At 41.9% G+C, this 16,582-nt stretch carries 9 protein-coding genes, 2 tRNA genes and 3 rRNA genes; 5 read left to right on the top strand and 9 right to left on the bottom strand.

Annotated features, from left to right (window positions below):
• Positions 1-1,259 precede the first annotated feature (1,259 nt).
• The 5 genes from SD427_RS17100 to rrf all read left to right on the top strand — a co-directional run bounded on the left by SD427_RS17100 (position 1,260) and on the right by rrf (position 6,488).
• A 16S ribosomal RNA gene (locus tag SD427_RS17100) occupies positions 1,260-2,776 on the top strand.
• Between the two features lie 226 nt (positions 2,777-3,002).
• Positions 3,003-3,076: transfer RNA gene (locus tag SD427_RS17095), tRNA-Ile, on the top strand.
• Between the two features lie 99 nt (positions 3,077-3,175).
• Positions 3,176-3,249, top strand: a tRNA-Ala gene (locus SD427_RS17090).
• Positions 3,250-3,456: 207 nt separating this feature from the next.
• Positions 3,457-6,220, top strand: a 23S ribosomal RNA gene (locus tag SD427_RS17085).
• A 160-nt stretch (positions 6,221-6,380) separates the two neighbouring features.
• Positions 6,381-6,488, top strand: a 5S ribosomal RNA gene (gene rrf / locus SD427_RS17080).
• Together the 16S, 23S and 5S rRNA genes with 2 tRNA genes alongside form the textbook arrangement of a ribosomal RNA operon.
• A gap of 435 nt (positions 6,489-6,923) precedes the next feature.
• Here rrf and SD427_RS17075 read toward each other — a convergent pair.
• The 9 genes from SD427_RS17075 to SD427_RS17035 form a co-directional block, all read right to left on the bottom strand.
• Positions 6,924-7,448, bottom strand: a complete 525-nt coding sequence (locus tag SD427_RS17075) for a hypothetical protein (protein ID WP_320558983.1) — start codon at positions 7,446-7,448, stop codon at positions 6,924-6,926.
• Positions 7,449-7,458: 10 nt separating this feature from the next.
• The gene (locus tag SD427_RS17070; protein WP_320558982.1) at positions 7,459-7,992 is read right to left on the bottom strand and encodes a hypothetical protein; all 534 of its coding nucleotides are present in this window, start codon (positions 7,990-7,992) and stop codon (positions 7,459-7,461) included.
• A 1-nt stretch (position 7,993) separates the two neighbouring features.
• Complete coding sequence (locus SD427_RS17065) at positions 7,994-10,726, bottom strand: hypothetical protein (protein ID WP_320558981.1); 2,733 nt, start codon at positions 10,724-10,726, stop codon at positions 7,994-7,996.
• The gene (locus tag SD427_RS17060) at positions 10,719-11,528 is read right to left on the bottom strand and encodes a WxL protein host-binding domain-containing protein (RefSeq protein WP_320558980.1); all 810 of its coding nucleotides are present in this window, start codon (positions 11,526-11,528) and stop codon (positions 10,719-10,721) included. Before SD427_RS17060 ends, SD427_RS17065 begins: the two co-directional genes overlap by 8 nt.
• Before the next feature lie 92 nt (positions 11,529-11,620).
• On the bottom strand, positions 11,621-12,199 hold the full coding sequence (locus tag SD427_RS17055) for a hypothetical protein (protein ID WP_320558979.1): 579 nt from the start codon (positions 12,197-12,199) through the stop codon (positions 11,621-11,623).
• 170 nt (positions 12,200-12,369) lie between these two features.
• Positions 12,370-13,974: a hypothetical protein gene (locus SD427_RS17050; RefSeq protein ID WP_320558978.1), complete on the bottom strand. Its 1,605-nt coding sequence runs from the start codon at positions 13,972-13,974 to the stop codon at positions 12,370-12,372.
• Positions 13,975-14,123: 149 nt separating this feature from the next.
• Positions 14,124-14,918, bottom strand: coding sequence for an SDR family oxidoreductase (locus tag SD427_RS17045; RefSeq protein WP_320558977.1), 795 nt, complete (start codon positions 14,916-14,918; stop codon positions 14,124-14,126).
• Positions 14,919-15,359 (bottom strand): hypothetical protein, encoded by a 441-nt coding sequence (locus SD427_RS17040; RefSeq protein ID WP_320558976.1) that lies wholly within the window; start codon positions 15,357-15,359, stop codon positions 14,919-14,921.
• The gene (locus tag SD427_RS17035; RefSeq protein WP_320558975.1) at positions 15,359-16,579 is read right to left on the bottom strand and encodes a 3-phosphoshikimate 1-carboxyvinyltransferase; all 1,221 of its coding nucleotides are present in this window, start codon (positions 16,577-16,579) and stop codon (positions 15,359-15,361) included. The genes SD427_RS17040 and SD427_RS17035 overlap by 1 nt, the downstream gene beginning before the upstream one ends.
• Positions 16,580-16,582: the final 3 nt, after the last annotated feature.

Raw genomic sequence — 16,582 nt, 5'->3', positions numbered from 1 at the left:
ATTACTTAACCGCCACTTCTTATCTCTCATTATCACACTTCTCATCTGCCATTACCATTACCATTAGCTATTACCGGATTATTATTGAATCATCCTTAGTTATCAGGAGTTATCATTCCAGTTTAATTTTAATGAGTCAGTGTTAATAATCCTGCTATAAAAATTCCCCTCCTTTGGAGGGGTGTCAAAAATCCAGAGGATTTTTGACGGGGTGGTTTGGAACATTGCGCTCCTATATATTGCACTATTATATATTGTATACTCTTATAGAGTATACCTACCGTCAGAAGTATTTGAAACCTAACCTTGCAGGTTTTGAGAACCTGTAAGGTTTGATTAAAGTTTGCATTACGGTTTTTCTCACAGATTTATCACACAAAGTCGTTTCTACACCGGTCAATGTTAATCTAATCACAGTTCAACAATCATTGTATTGTCAGGAATCACTTTGATAAACCCATCCCGGCATAATTTACTTATTTCGTTACTTCTTCTTATATATTATATGAGAACTGTGTTATAAAAAATCAGAATCTTTGTCAGCAACCGGTAGGATTTATAACCTTCGCCACTGATTTAAAATCTGTTTTCAGGTCCTTTTGGTCTCCATTTACCGGCGAAACCACTTTATATGACCTTAAGTTTTTTAACCCATACCCATGGTATTTGAATCTTGTGGATAACTCTGAATTGTCTGTAAACGTTATGCAGTCAGTTGGATAAGGATTTACTTTCCCACAAATTGTGTTTTAAGATGAACATAATGTTACGTATATTTGGAAGATAAGGGATGAGTTTCTATCTTTGCCCCACTGAAAAACGAGAGTAGATCAGCAGCGCAGAAGAGGCTTTTAGGTAAGCCGGAATAAAATAACTAATCATCTACCTTACAGGATTGCTTCAGGCAGTTGTGTAGGATACGGATCGGGAAAAACTTTTTAGGATTTTAGATAAATAAAATTTGGATGGTTGGAAAAGATTTGTATCTTTGCAGTCCGGTAAAACGGGAGCGCAGGAGTAGAGGGGTTGGATGTTGAGAGGGGTTAAGGTTAGAGAAAAAAACTTTAAAATTTTCCTTAAAAACATTTGGCGGATTAGAAATAAAGTTTTACTTTTGCACACGCAAATACGGCAAAGCCCAACGACAGAAAAGGGTGGCCGTGGGAGCGGAAGAAGAGAGATCATTGAAAAACAGATATACAACCAAGAATAAGGAAAAACTAAAGCGTAAAATAACTTTGAGTGAGTCAGACAAACATACAATGGAGAGTTTGATCCTGGCTCAGGATGAACGCTAGCGGGAGGCCTAACACATGCAAGCCGAGCGGTATTTGTCTTTCGGGACAGAGAGAGCGGCGTACGGGTGCGGAACACGTGTGCAACCTGCCTTTATCAGGGGGATAGCCTTTCGAAAGGAAGATTAATACCCCATAATATAAGAGACGGCATCGTTTTTTATTGAAAACTGAGGTGGATAGAGATGGGCACGCGCAAGATTAGATAGTTGGTGAGGTAACGGCTCACCAAGTCGATGATCTTTAGGGGGCCTGAGAGGGTGATCCCCCACACTGGTACTGAGACACGGACCAGACTCCTACGGGAGGCAGCAGTGAGGAATATTGGACAATGGGTTAGCGCCTGATCCAGCCATCCCGCGTGAAGGACGACGGCCCTATGGGTTGTAAACTTCTTTTGTACAGGGATAAACCTACTCTCGTGAGAGTAGCTGAAGGTACTGTACGAATAAGCACCGGCTAACTCCGTGCCAGCAGCCGCGGTAATACGGAGGGTGCAAGCGTTATCCGGATTTATTGGGTTTAAAGGGTCCGTAGGCGGACTCGTAAGTCAGTGGTGAAATCTCACAGCTCAACTGTGAAACTGCCATTGATACTGCGGGTCTTGAGTAAGGTAGAAGTGGCTGGAATAAGTAGTGTAGCGGTGAAATGCATAGATATTACTTAGAACACCAATTGCGAAGGCAGGTCACTATGTCTTAACTGACGCTGATGGACGAAAGCGTGGGGAGCGAACAGGATTAGATACCCTGGTAGTCCACGCCGTAAACGATGCTAACTCGTTTTTGGGCTTTTGGGTTCAGAGACTAAGCGAAAGTGATAAGTTAGCCACCTGGGGAGTACGTTCGCAAGAATGAAACTCAAAGGAATTGACGGGGGCCCGCACAAGCGGTGGATTATGTGGTTTAATTCGATGATACGCGAGGAACCTTACCAAGGCTTAAATGGGAATTGATGGGTTTAGAAATAGACCGTCCTTCGGGCAATTTTCAAGGTGCTGCATGGTTGTCGTCAGCTCGTGCCGTGAGGTGTTAGGTTAAGTCCTGCAACGAGCGCAACCCCTGTTACTAGTTGCTACCATTAAGTTGAGGACTCTAGTAAGACTGCCTACGCAAGTAGAGAGGAAGGTGGGGATGACGTCAAATCATCACGGCCCTTACGCCTTGGGCCACACACGTAATACAATGGCCGGTACAGAGGGCAGCTACTTAGCGATAAGATGCGAATCTCGAAAGCCGGTCTCAGTTCGGATTGGAGTCTGCAACTCGACTCTATGAAGCTGGAATCGCTAGTAATCGCGCATCAGCCATGGCGCGGTGAATACGTTCCCGGGCCTTGTACACACCGCCCGTCAAGCCATGGAAGTCTGGGGTACCTGAAGTCGGTGACCGTAACAGGAGCTGCCTAGGGTAAAACAGGTAACTAGGGCTAAGTCGTAACAAGGTAGCCGTACCGGAAGGTGCGGCTGGAACATCTCATTTTAGAGACTCGTTAAGCGAGTATAAACAAAATTAGGTACTTAACTGTACCAAGTACTTACTTAAAGTTAGAGCTTTAGTTTTTTTATTGGTTGCTATCTTACATAAAATACAATACAAACCCACTAGGAATTAGTATAGGGATAGAGATACAGGAGCGGAGAGCCAAGAACCAAGACCAATGTAAAAGTCTTGTATCTAGCATCTGGGATCTGTTAGTCTAAAAGACAGTCTCGTAGCTCAGCTGGTTAGAGCGCTACACTGATAATGTAGAGGTCGGCAGTTCGAGCCTGCCCGAGACTACTAATTGCAAAAGACGGGAAGAGTAGAGAGCCATGAACCAAGACTGTCAATTAGAAAGTCTTGTCTCTAGGATCTTGAGTCTTTTAAGTCTGACTAGAGGGGGAATTAGCTCAGCTGGCTAGAGCGCCTGCCTTGCACGCAGGAGGTCAAGGGTTCGACTCCCTTATTCTCCACGGATTGTACTTAATTACTTAGGTAATAGGGTATGATGTATGAGGGTAATAAAAGAAAGTGTATATTCTACATAATGACGGAGCCGTCATTAGTATGCTTCACTTGATTGCTTAAGTACAAGAACAAAGATCATTGACATTAACGGTAAAGACATCACAAAGAGAAAACCGAGCACTTATAAGTGCTTGAGTAACCTAAAAAATAGGAAAGAAATCGTTAAGGGCGTATGGCGGATGCCTAGGCTTTCAGAGGCGAAGAAGGACGTGGTAAGCTGCGAAAAGCTCGGGGGATCGGCACACACGAATTGATCCCGAGATGTCCGAATGGGGCAACCCGTCTGGTTGAAGACCAGTCACTCTAAATTTATTTAGAGAGCAAACCCGGAGAACTGAAACATCTAAGTACCCGGAGGAAAAGAAATCGAAGAGATTCCGTAAGTAGTGGCGAGCGAACGCGGATTAGCCCAAAAGCTTTTATATGTTTAATAGAATGTTCTGGAAAGAACAGCCGTAGAGGGTGATAGCCCCGTACATGAAAGGCATATTTGAGTGATAAATGAGTAGGGCGGGACACGTGAAATCCTGTCTGAATATGGGGGGACCATCCTCCAAGGCTAAATACTCCTGAAAGACCGATAGTGAACAAGTACTGTGAAGGAAAGGTGAAAAGCACTTCGAATAGAAGGGTGAAATAGAACCTGAAACCGTACGCCTACAAGCGGTCGGAGCCCACAAGTTGGGTGACGGCGTGCCTTTTGCATAATGAGCCTACGAGTTAATTTTACTAGCGAGGTTAAGGACTTCAGGTCCGGAGCCGGAGCGAAAGCGAGTCTGAATAGGGCGCATAGTTAGTAGGATTAGACGCGAAACCTTGTGATCTACCCATGGGCAGGTTGAAGCTCTGGTAACACAGAGTGGAGGACCGAACCGGTTGACGTTGAAAAGTCTTCGGATGACCTGTGGGTAGGGGTGAAAGGCCAATCAAACTGGGAGATAGCTCGTACTCTCCGAAATGCATTTAGGTGCAGCGTCGCAATAAAGTTTATTAGAGGTAGAGCTACTGATTGGATGCGGGGGTTTCATCGCCTACCAATTCCTGACAAACTCCGAATGCTAATAAATGTTCTGCGGCAGTGAGGGCATGGGTGCTAAGGTCCATGTCCGAGAGGGAAAGAACCCAGACCAACAGCTAAGGTCCCCAAATATATGCTAAGTTGAAGCAACGCGGTTGGACTGCATTGACAGCTAGGATGTTGGCTTGGAAGCAGCCATTCATTTAAAGAGTGCGTAACAGCTCACTAGTCGAGCGGTCCGGCATGGATAATAATCGGGCATAAGCATATTACCGAAGCTATGGATTTATAATTTATTATATCTGGTAGGAGAGCATTCTGTTTGCACCGAAGCAGTACCGTGAGGTATTGTGGAGCGGACAGAAAAGAAAATGTAGGCATAAGTAACGATAAAGGGGGCGAGAAACCCCCTCACCGAAAGACTAAGGCTTCCTCAGCTATGCTAATCAGCTGAGGGTTAGTCGGGACCTAACGCGAACCCGAAAGGGGTAGTGGATGGACAATGGGTTAATACTCCCATACTTGCTCACACTAAAAAGGGGACGGATTTACGTACTTACTGGAGACTGACGGAATAGTCAAGGCCTAGCCTTCGGGCGAAGCTGCTGTAAGGAAATAGATTCCAAGAAAAGCCGAAGTGAAGCAACCCGTACCAAAACCGACACAGGTGGTCGAGGAGAGAATCCTAAGGTGCTCGAGTGAGTCGTGGCTAAGGAACTAGGCAAAATAGTCTCGTAACTTCGGAAGAAGAGACGCCAGCAGCAATGCTGGCCGCAGTGAAGAGGCCCAGGCGACTGTTTATCAAAAACACAGGACTCTGCTAAATCGAAAGATGCTGTATAGGGTCTGACACCTGCCCGGTGCTGGAAGGTTAAGGAAGGGCGTTAGCAGCAATGCGAAGCGTTTGACTGAAGCCCCAGTAAACGGCGGCCGTAACTATAACGGTCCTAAGGTAGCGAAATTCCTTGTCGGGTAAGTTCCGACCTGCACGAATGGTGTAACGATCTGGGCACTGTCTCAGCCACGAGCTCGGTGAAATTGTAGTATCGGTGAAGATGCCGATTACCCGCAATGGGACGAAAAGACCCTGTGAACCTTTACTATAACTTCGTATTGACTTTGAGTAAGTAATGTGTAGGATAGGTGGGAGGCTATGAAGCGGGCACGCTAGTGTCTGTGGAGCCAACGTTGAAATACCACCCTTTACTTACTTGGAGCCTAACTTCTGTATGGAAGGACATTGCGTGGTGGGTAGTTTGACTGGGGTGGTCGCCTCCAAAAGAGTAACGGAGGCTTTCAAAGGTACCCTCAGCACGCTTGGTAACCGTGCGTAGAGTGTAATGGCATAAGGGTGCTTGACTGTGAGACCTACAAGTCGATCAGGTGCGAAAGCAGGACATAGTGATCCGGTGGTTCCGTATGGAAGGGCCATCGCTCATAGGATAAAAGGTACTCCGGGGATAACAGGCTAGTCTCCCCCAAGAGCTCACATCGACGGGGAGGTTCGGCACCTCGATGTCGGCTCGTCACATCCTGGGGCTGGAGAAGGTCCCAAGGGTTGGGCTGTTCGCCCATTAAAGTGGCACGCGAGCTGGGTTCAGAACGTCGTGAGACAGTTCGGTCTCTATCTATTGCGGGCGTTAGATGTTTGAGAGGGCTTGATTCTAGTACGAGAGGACCGAATTGAACAAACCTCTGGTGTATCAGTTGTACCGCCAGGTGCACCGCTGAGTAGCTACGTTTGGAAGAGATAAACACTGAAAGCATATAAGTGTGAAACTCGCCTCAAGATGAGACATCTTTTAAGGGTCGTGGGAGATGACCACGTTGATAGGCTACAGGTGTAAAGTTGGTAACAGCATAGCCGAGTAGTACTAATTACCCGTAGATTTATTGCCTATCAGGATACTGTAAGCTTATAGCTTCATGCGATAAGCCAAGCCTTATAAGTGCCAAAATGGTTTTGCCTTTGTGATGATATTTACCGATAAAAAGCAGTATGCTTTACGCTGTAAGCCTAAAGCTTATAGCCTACTGCCTACAGCTATATACAACCTTTAGGGTGGTTTTAGCGGTGGGGCTCACCTGTTCCCATTCCGAACACAGAAGTTAAGCCCACCAGCGCCGATGGTACTGCGAAAGCGGGAGAGTAGGTCGCCGCCAGTCTTTTTTTATTTTATAAAACTCCTTCATCATCCGATGAAGGAGTTTTTGCGTTTAGAAACTATTACAAAATCAAATATATATACATACATACATACATACATACATACATACATACACACATCTGCAAAAAGAACTGATGCTTAAAGATGTGGAATTCTAAAAGCAAAACGGCTCAATAACTGTAAACATTTATAAAAACTGAAGCCAAAATACCAAAACTTACACTACACATACCAATACAATAATATTGCAATACATTCACAGAAACTGAATGCATTGACATATTTATGGCTATACAAATATTCTTATACACGGAAGATCTTAAGTATTCAACTTAAAAAGATATCAGGACCATTTTAACTTAATTTTAAATATATCTGACCAGTAATCATATTGAGACCATCGTTTATAAATCATACTTCTTATATAATACTTTTATAAAGCACCTATCGTAAAAATAATTCGACTGTTATAAGTACGTGCAGGAATAGTTACGGAGACACCGGATAATTGCAGCTGTACCGGAATATTCGTATAAGAAGCCAATGCAAGCGTAGCCTGAATACGGAAGAGTTCCACATCGGTTAACGGAATTATTACATAAGAAGTTCCTCCGGTTATGGTGCATGCAATGCAGGCCGTAGTCCCGTTCCCTGTCCGTTTTGCATACAAAATTAAATTGATGTCCCAACTAGGATCAGGCTCATACCGTACTGTCACTTTGCCGTTTCCCAGTAGCAGCGGGATACTGGCATTTAGCAGTACTTGATTATTTGCACTTTCATAAGTCCCTGAATAATTGCTGCCTGCTTCGGTAATGGATGGCACAGCTACAATCCAGTTGGTTCCCCCCACAGTAAGGGTTCGCTGTGATTTTACATGACATGAGACAAATAAAAAAACAGGAATAATACTTTTATACAAGAAGCCTTTATTCAGTAAAATATTTTTATAGGTCATGCTTTTATAATTATTCAGTGATGGTATAGGTGATGACAATCGGAGTATTTGTTCTGGCATATAAATTAGCGTAAATATTTGTGGTAAGGCTTATATTAAGCTGATGACCGTTGTAGGCTCCGTTCCCTGTAAAGGCACCACCGATTCCGCTGATGATGGTCTGTGGCGTGGTTGTAAGCGTTATCTGCGCAGAAGGGATACCTAACGTCCCGCCTCCGGCCCCTGAAGCCGCAGATGCCTGAATTCTTACATTTACCCCCGGAATCACCTGATTGACGGCTGCTGTAATTCTTTTGCTAATTCCTCCCGGAGCTATGGCTGAAGTATAATTAATCCATTTGGTCATATTCGCAGAAGGTGTTGTTACCGGCCTCCCTGCATCTGCAGGTGCAGAATAAGCCAGAGTAATAGTACCGGTAGGCTCAATGTCGATCAATGTTACTACAGGTAAGGTTAGGGCAATGGTTCTGTTTCCTGTACTCTGAGCGGATATTCTACATGATATCATTAGAAAAATCACCGCATGTATTCCGAATTGTCTCATTCTACTTTTTATTATACATTACTTTAATACTTTCCTTTTGATATTTTATTTCTGATGCCTGTTTAATCACCTGGATTATGAGATCTCTTGTTTCCGATGATTTTAATATAAACTGAAAACTGTCAACCGGGATTTTATATCTTTTTTCCAACCCATTCCTGTACACTTTTACGTTCCATATGCCGGGACGCAGATAGGTAAAGTCATATTTCTCCCCTATGCCGACTATTTTCCGGCACGTCTGGTCACCGTTAGAAGCTTCCAGAATCAGTTTTTTATTCTTCTTATTTTCTTTTTTAGGCGGAATACCCGTAAAAGCAGATGCGTTTTCACTTTCAGAATAGTGGATATTTCCCTGGATCTGCCCGGCCGACAGCAATCCGAAATTGAATATGTTTTCTTTACCGGCAAGCATTAATGAAGCAGGAAAATTAACATCAGGAATATCATTCATATCTGTTGTGGATCTGTCAATCTCTAAAATATAATTTCCGGGGATAATATTTTTAAAGGTATAATTCCCGTCTTTATCAGTTACTGAAAGATGGTTGCCTAATATCAGGCGGATTCCTTCAATCTTTTTCACTCCAAGGTTCCTGACGGTTCCCGAGAGGGCTGTATAATCTGCCGTCTTTTGCATAGGTATATTAAAGTGTACGGCATAGCGCAGGGAAAAAATAAAATCTTTATGATTCAGGTCTCTGCGTTGTAAAGCATATCTTCCTGAAATATCAATTTCATGTCCCGGAAATAACCGGCGGCGAAAAAGGATCTCGAAAAGGTTCCGGTCCGCATAGTAATCTTCCGGTATGTAATTGTTTTGATAGAAAATGCTGAAGCTCATGCGATCTGAAAAGCGGCTGAAGATTCTCGCTCCGTAATAGAATTGCTTCTGCTCCTGCATCTGGTACCGGGACGTATTGGCATAACTTCCGTAGAGATTAAATGAAGTTTTAAATTTTTCAAATCCTATATTCATCGTATAGAAGCCTGAATTCCCTGAAAATCCACTCAGGTAATTATCCGTTTTTCCGAATTGTCCTTCCATATTCAGCTGGAAAATTCCGATCTGCTGGTCAATGCTTATTTTGAAAAACCGTTCTTTATAATCAAATTCTTTGGGCATCAGCCGATCCTCATACCTTTGAAATCCGCTGTGCAGCATTACAGATCCGCTTTTCAAATATCTGTATTGTACGCCATACTGCAGGAATTTCCGGTAAGGAGCAGCAAGCAACAGCGTATCTCTCTGGAAATTCCTGGCATCCTGTACATAATTTGCCAGCACATTTATTTTTTTTGAAAGCCTGTACTGAAGGTTTCCGTTAAATGTACTGGTATTATTAAAATACCCGGCATATTCAGGGCTTGATCTCGTATACATAATATTTCCATTGATCTTTTCAAAAGCTGTAGCAGCCTGAAATATAAAGGCAGTCCCGTCCGTATTATGGGTTTTACTGTACGAAGCTTCCCCGGATACTTCAAGATGGCTGTTAAGTTTAAACTTTCCGGCAAGATAGGGCAGATGCGCATCAGAATTCAGCCTGAAACCTGAAAAACGGAGCCCCAAATTTTCCCTTCTCGGTACCTTGTATAAATACCCTGCTGTAATTTCCGATGCTCCGGCGAGCCTAACTTTCGAGTAAATATTAAACTCATCTTTGATATCCCGGAAAAATCTCGGGTGATTGTAAAATCCGCCCAGGCTTACATTCTTCATATCAAAACGGATTTCTGCACCGCGGCCGTACCGTGCATATTCCGTTAAAAAAGAAGATGAATAATTCTTATCTCCCAAATGAATAAAAAAATGATCCTTTTTGTAATTGATAAAATATTCTTCATACTGCGTAAAAGAATTAAATTCCACAGGGTTTTTTGTAACGGCCCTAAATTCCAGCAGGTGCTCATTGTTTTTATCAAGGCTTCCTTTTCCATATATCTCCCCCTGAAAGCCGTTATTGTATTCGCCACGGTTCCGCATTCCGATGAATGAAGCAGAAGCTGTTACTGGAAGCCGATGGAAAATATCATCTTCTGCCGGTTGTACTGAAATTATTCTCACGCTGGTATAGGTGGTTTGCTTCTGCTTTATGTTATCTTCAGAATATACAGACAGGCTTAAATTCTGATATTCATTTTTACCCAGATCCGGGTTTGTTTTTTTCTGGATGGTAATTATTCTTTCTTCTCCCGGTAATAATGTTAAAGGGGTTCCTTCAATAACAGCCGCATTTGTGCTTTCCAGAATGACATTTTCAGATACATTTCCTTTATTTTTTAACAGGAAAGAGGCATTAATGGTTTCTCCTGCTTTTACATATTCCGGAGAATTTAGCATACTTACTGAAATCTTCCGGCTTCCGGAGACTGTGAATTCGGAATTTTTAACCCATTTTTCACCGGTATTTTTCTCTGTCCCATATAAAGTGACATTGTATTTTCCCTGAGGAGCTTCTGCAGCAATTTTTATAGGTACGGGATAGATGCTTTTTTCATAGGCATTTATTTTTAACTCTCCATTTTTTAAAATGGGTTGAATGAATGGATCTGAAGCAGCCACACGGATTTCATAAACAACACTTCCGGAAGTACCGTTTTCTATTACAAAAAGAACGGAGGTGGATGTCCCCGGCTGCAGACTGTCTTTATTGTGGTCAGGATTTTTTCCTTGGGCAATAATCAGTACCGGAAATAACAAAGTAAAATATAATACATATTTTCTAATCATTCTTTACTTCAAGTTCCACATTGAGGGCAAAAGCATTGTCGTCTTCATCCGTGGCAATCAGTACGGCATTATATTCGGCAGGCGGTATTTTATCCAGATCAATAAGGAAAGATTTGGAAGTCTGGGGCAACAATCCCATGGCCTGGCTGGAAAAGCTACCGATTTTCTGTCCGTTCTTTTTATGGTAGATTTCGGCAGTTACGGTTAGCTTGCAGTAGAGATTTCCCGTATTGGCCATCGCCACTTTCAGGAATTTCCTGCCGACTTCTTTTTCAATTTTTATACCTTCAAATTTCAGGTCCGGTTTCGCTTTTTCAGAATTTACATCAGTTATAATCTGTATGGCATACCGGACGATGGATGTGATATTGACACCCTGCTGCTGGTCATTGCTCGGCTTAATGTCTTCCACAGGCTCTGCAATAATAACACTCCAATAGCTCCCTCCGTCCGGAGTCTGTTCCGGGACTTTTATTTCATAGAAAATTTCTGTCTTTTCTTTCCCTTTTAAAGAGACAAGATCCGTATTAAGCATGATCCAGCCTGTATTGCTTTTTAGATTTTTAACCCTGTCCGGAATGGTATAACTTGCAGATCCGTCTGAGTGATAAACATAATCCTGTAAAAACAGTTTCACATTTTGAGGCTGGCTGCTTGTATTTTCTATTGAGATTTTCCCTTTGTAAACCTGTCCGTTTTCTACCTTATAGTGATGGGTAAGGCCGTTAAGGATCACAATATTACCCTTTAAAGAGCAGGACAGGATTGAAAAAATCAGCAAAAAAGAGATGTGCTTTATCATTTCAGTGTAAAGTTTAAGTTCAGAAAAAATCACAGTAAATGTTGAGAGGCCGGTGACAGCTTCTCCAGATTAAAACACACGGCTTTCAGGCCTTAGTTATCAGAGATCGTATAGGTTACAGTGGCTACAGCTGTAGTTGTTGCTTCCAGGTCCGCATACGCAGCAACAGTACCGGTTCCGCTTCCCGGAGCCAGGTCATAGGTAAGGTTATGGCCGTTATTTGCACCGTCGCCCGTATAGGCACTTCCGATCCCTGAAATAAGAGTCTGGTCGGCTGCGCTCAGTGTTAATTGTGCAGAAGGTACGCCCAAAGTTCCTCCGCCGGCTCCCGTTGCCGTAGCGGCAGTCACCCTGATATCAATTCCGGGAACCAGGGCATCCAATCTTACGGAAACATTCCGGGTGGCATCAGTAGCAGATTTAATCGAAGAATAATTAAGCCATAGCGTATTGTCAGTCCCGCTTGTTACAATAGGTAATCCGGCTTCAGTAGGAGCAGTAAATCCTAAAGTAATATTCTTGTTGGCGGCCGGTTCTATGTCTACCAGTGCGACTTCAGGAATGGTAATGGCAATCGTGTGGTTGTCCGTATTCGTGTCCTGTGCATTAAGTTTTGAAGAGGCTGCAAATGCACACAAAGACAGCACTAAAGTAAAGGTAACTTTTTTCATGGTGGTATGATTTTGTTTTAAAAAGATAGTAAAATTCAACATGCGATGAAATATATTTTAGTGCAATTTGTTGATTTTTATACTAATGATTTATGATTTCAGTCAATTTCACAAAAAAAGTCTTACACATCAGATGGGTAAGACTTTTATTTTTTCGGGTATAGAAGTGTTTAAAATCTGCTCAGAATCCCCCAGTGGATTTTAATATCATTGAATTTAAAAGGGTTTCCGAACTCGTTACCGTTGGAAAGCTGGAAGCTCATCAGACCGATTGGAATAAAGAAATTAAAGCCGAGCCCGACACTGTAAAGTTTTGGCTTTACATTCAGCGATTTGTTGTTGAGCTGGCCATACTGCCCGAAAACATCAAAGAAAGCCTGGCTTCCGATGAGATAACGGTACTCTAAGCCTCCGTAATAATAAAAGTCGGCGGCCAGGGAATTTTCATTGAAGCCCCGCATGGAATTCCAACCCCCGAAGCGGTAGAGTTCATTGGCGGAAAAGTCGATCTTTGAGTCCATCATGGCACCCTCTGCTTTCATATTGAGAAAATGGTTGCCGTTGATGTGGTAGTTGTGCTCTCCGAAAAAGTAAAACTGGTTCTGCGGAGACCTGATGTTGTCTTTTGTATACGTAGTCGTCAGATAATCATAACCCGCATTGATCCTGGTCTTGTACAGAAAAAGATCAATATCCGTAGGTTCCACCATTTCAAACCAGACCCCGATTCCTTTTTTGTTGTAATCTTTCCCCTGGACATACAGCGTATCAATAATGCTCGAGCTTTCAAAAGTTCCTCTCAGCCCCAGTTTGTTCCTTGAATTAAGATGATAGTAAAATGCGGGGAGTGCTTTTACATTCGCAAAAGTGGAATCCTGCCTGAAGATATTTACCTTCATATTCAGCCCGACATTGGACTTGAAAAGGTACGGGACGTCCGTCTGAAGGTCAAAGGTCTGGCCTTTGTCCGGGTTTCTCTGCCAGTACAGATTTACGGTTTCAAAACCGTTGAATATATTCCTGAAATTCACGTTCAGGGTTCCGTTCAAGGTAAATTTATCGGTTTTATCATTACCGAAACCGATGACCCCGTCGAAGCTGTTTGTCTTTTTCTTCTCCATGAATAGATAGATACTCGTGGAGTCTTTTGTAAATAAAGTCTGCGGAGGGCGTTCCAATGTAATAAACTGGTGGCTCTGGAAACTTTTATTAATCGCGATAAGGTTTTTATCGTCATAGGTTTTCCCTTTGAATTCCTTTTCGAGGTTTTTGATAAACCTCTTCGGGACACCGGTATAGCCCTTTACCACAAAACCGTCAATCGTTCTTTTATTGTTTTTGTTGATATCAAGCTCTACCACGGGATAACCGTTTTTCTGGCCTTTGTATTTGGACTTGATCCTGCTGAAGGCAAAACCGTCATCAATATAGGTTTTGCTGATTTTCTTCTTGGTAGAATCTAAATTTTTAGTGAAAAACTCTTTCTGGATCTTTGTGCGCAAGGTAATTGAATCTGAAAGGCTGACATAGGTTTCATTAAAATTTTTCCCTTTATCATATATAATTTCCGTACTGTCTCCTTTCTTCCTGACTTCTTTCAGCCGGGTAAAAAAATAATTGTTCTGGGCAAGGGAATCCAGGAACTTTACGGCAGAAGCAGAGTCATTTACTTTTTTTCTGACCTTTGTTTCGGCATCAATAAGGAAATAGCTTTTCTTCTGCGCCTGTATAACGACGCAAAACAGGATAAAGAATATGTTTAGAAATAATTTCAATTAATACAAAAGTTTAAAAAGATATTGTTGTTTGTCATCCCGCAGGAAGTCAAGCAAATGCTTTGCACAATTCCCATGGAATGACTAATGCCGTTTATTTTGATTAAGGATTACCATTAAAATAAAAAGCCTAATAAGTTTAACTGAAACTAAGCCAGTTTATTATATTTCTTCATTAAATTCTCATACGTTCCCTGTGGCAGGATCCATTTCAAGGGAACGCCGATTTTCTGCCCGAATTTACCGAAATAATAATGAGCTTTCCATTTATTTTTAGTTAAAAGTCCGTCAATATATTCCGCTACTTCCAATGGTTCTGTCCCGTCGCCGACATGGGAATTCATTAAAGCATATACTTTATCAAAGACATTTCTGTAAGGCTCCGAAACTTTTGTCTTTACACGGTTTTCCGCGATATTGGTTTTAATGTCCCCCAGGTGAAGCGAACAGACATGGATGTTCCAGGAATACACTTCGTATCTCATGGCCTCGGTCACTTTATCCAGTGCTGATTTTGAAGCTGAATAAAAGCCGCGGAAAGGCAGCCCCATTTCACTTCCGATGCTGGAGACATTGATGATCTGCCCGAACCGGTGTTCACGCATTTTCGGCATTACGGCAGTCATCATCTGAACGGCACCAACCAGGTTCAGATTAAATAATTTCAGGATATCTTCTTTGGTGGAATCTTCTACCGAGCCTACCATTCCCATTCCGGCATTGTTAATCAGCACGTCAATCCTGGTTTCCGTTTTCAGGACTTCTCCAATGGCATTCTGCACTGCACCAAGATCTGTAACATCGGTTGGGATAGATGTGAAATACGGGCTTTCCGTATGCTTCCGGCTTAAGCCATAAACCCTATGGCCTTTCTTCCCGAAATATTCTGCTAATGCGAAACCGATTCCTGATGAAGTCCCGGTAATGATGATTGTTTTTGACATTCAGTCTGAATTTTTTGAGTTTATAAAAATAATAATTTCATCAGTATGAGATTTTGAGAATATTGAATCTCCGTTTGCATGATCTATTGAATACAATTTCCCATTATATTTAATAGATTTATCTTTCTCTTTTAAATGTAAAAAAGCAAATTCTTTTTCTTCAGTTGAATAAGGATGATCAAAAAAATTAAACTTTTCCACAACAATGCTTTCATTGTGAGGGGTTATTCTTTTAGACAAAATATTCCAGTGATAAATCCATCGGTTTACTGCTAGATAGTTTTTATTTTCAAATCTCACAAAACAATCTTTTGGATAAATCTTAAAAGAATCTTTTTCGAATCTTGCAATAATAACCTGATAGTCTTTTTTTAAAACTGCCACGCTTAATAAAACTGATATTGAAATTAAGAAGACTAAGAAAAATAGTGCTTTTTTCATTATACAGCAAATATCTCAGATAAGTCCTCCCAAAACATCGGATATGATTTTTCCACTACATTTTCGTCTTCAATAGTCAGTTCTTTAATCAGGCAGAATGGAGCAAAGCTCATCGCCATTCTGTGATCCTGGTAGGTTTTAATGGAAATATTTTCTTCCGGATCATTGAAGTTTACTGATTTAATGGCAGACTCTGTAATTTCAGTTTCAGCGCCCAGTTTTTTCAGTTCATTGTAAAGGGCCAGCAACCGGTCGGTCTCTTTTACCCGTAACGTTCCCAATCCTGAAATTTCAAAAGGGATTTTCAATGCTGATGCGGTTACGCAGAGGGTCTGGGCAATATCCGGACAGTTGTTCATGTCCAGGACAATCTTTTCCGGAAACCGGAAATCAGGGACAGGCTGAAGGGAAATTTTATGCTCGCTTTCCGTAAAAACAGTATTGATCCCGAAAAATTCATTATATATCTCGGCAATGGCAGCATCTCCCTGGGTAGAAGCTTTATAAAAGCTTTTTAAATGAATAGTTTCCCGTCCTAAAGCTGCAAAAGAGTAGAAATAGGATGCGGAGCTCCAGTCACTTTCCACTTCATAATTTATAATTGATGAATGATTATTGATAAATGATTCAACCTTGATTGTATTTCCGATGAAACTGTTTTTAATTCCGAATTTGGATAAAATATCAAGCGTCATTTCGATGTATGACCTTGAAGTTACTTCACCGACAAGGTTTATTTTCAAGCCATTTTCCAGTTTTCCAGCAATCAGCAGGAGAGAAGTAATAAACTGGCTGGAAATATCGGCAGGAACCTCCACCTGAGCCTGTGTGATTTTCTTCCCGGTAATTTTCAGAGGCGGAAAACCCTCATTCTCCAGATATTCAATTTCAACGCCCAGGCTCTGTAAAGCTGTGACCAGGTTTTTAATCGGCCTTTCCTTCATTCTTTTGGAACCGGTAAGAACAGTGGTTTTCCCTTCCATAATAGAATAGTAGGAAGTAAGGAAACGCATGGCAGTTCCTGCATGGTGGATATCCACCGTTTCTGTGTTTTCAGACAGTGCTTTTTTCAGTAGTTGTGTATCCTGGGCATTGGAGAGATTCCCGATCTGTATATCTTTAAACAGGCTTTCCAAAATCAACAAACGATTCGAAATACTTTTCGAACCGCTGATTTGTATGGTCTTATCTTTTATTAATTTTGATTTTTCTAACTTCATTGT

The organism is Chryseobacterium sp. JJR-5R, from assembly GCF_034047335.1.
In the GTDB taxonomy this organism is placed as follows: Bacteria; Bacteroidota; Bacteroidia; order Flavobacteriales; family Weeksellaceae; genus Chryseobacterium.
The sequence above is the reverse complement of the archived record's forward strand: the minus strand, read 5'-3'. Positions and strand labels throughout refer to the sequence as shown.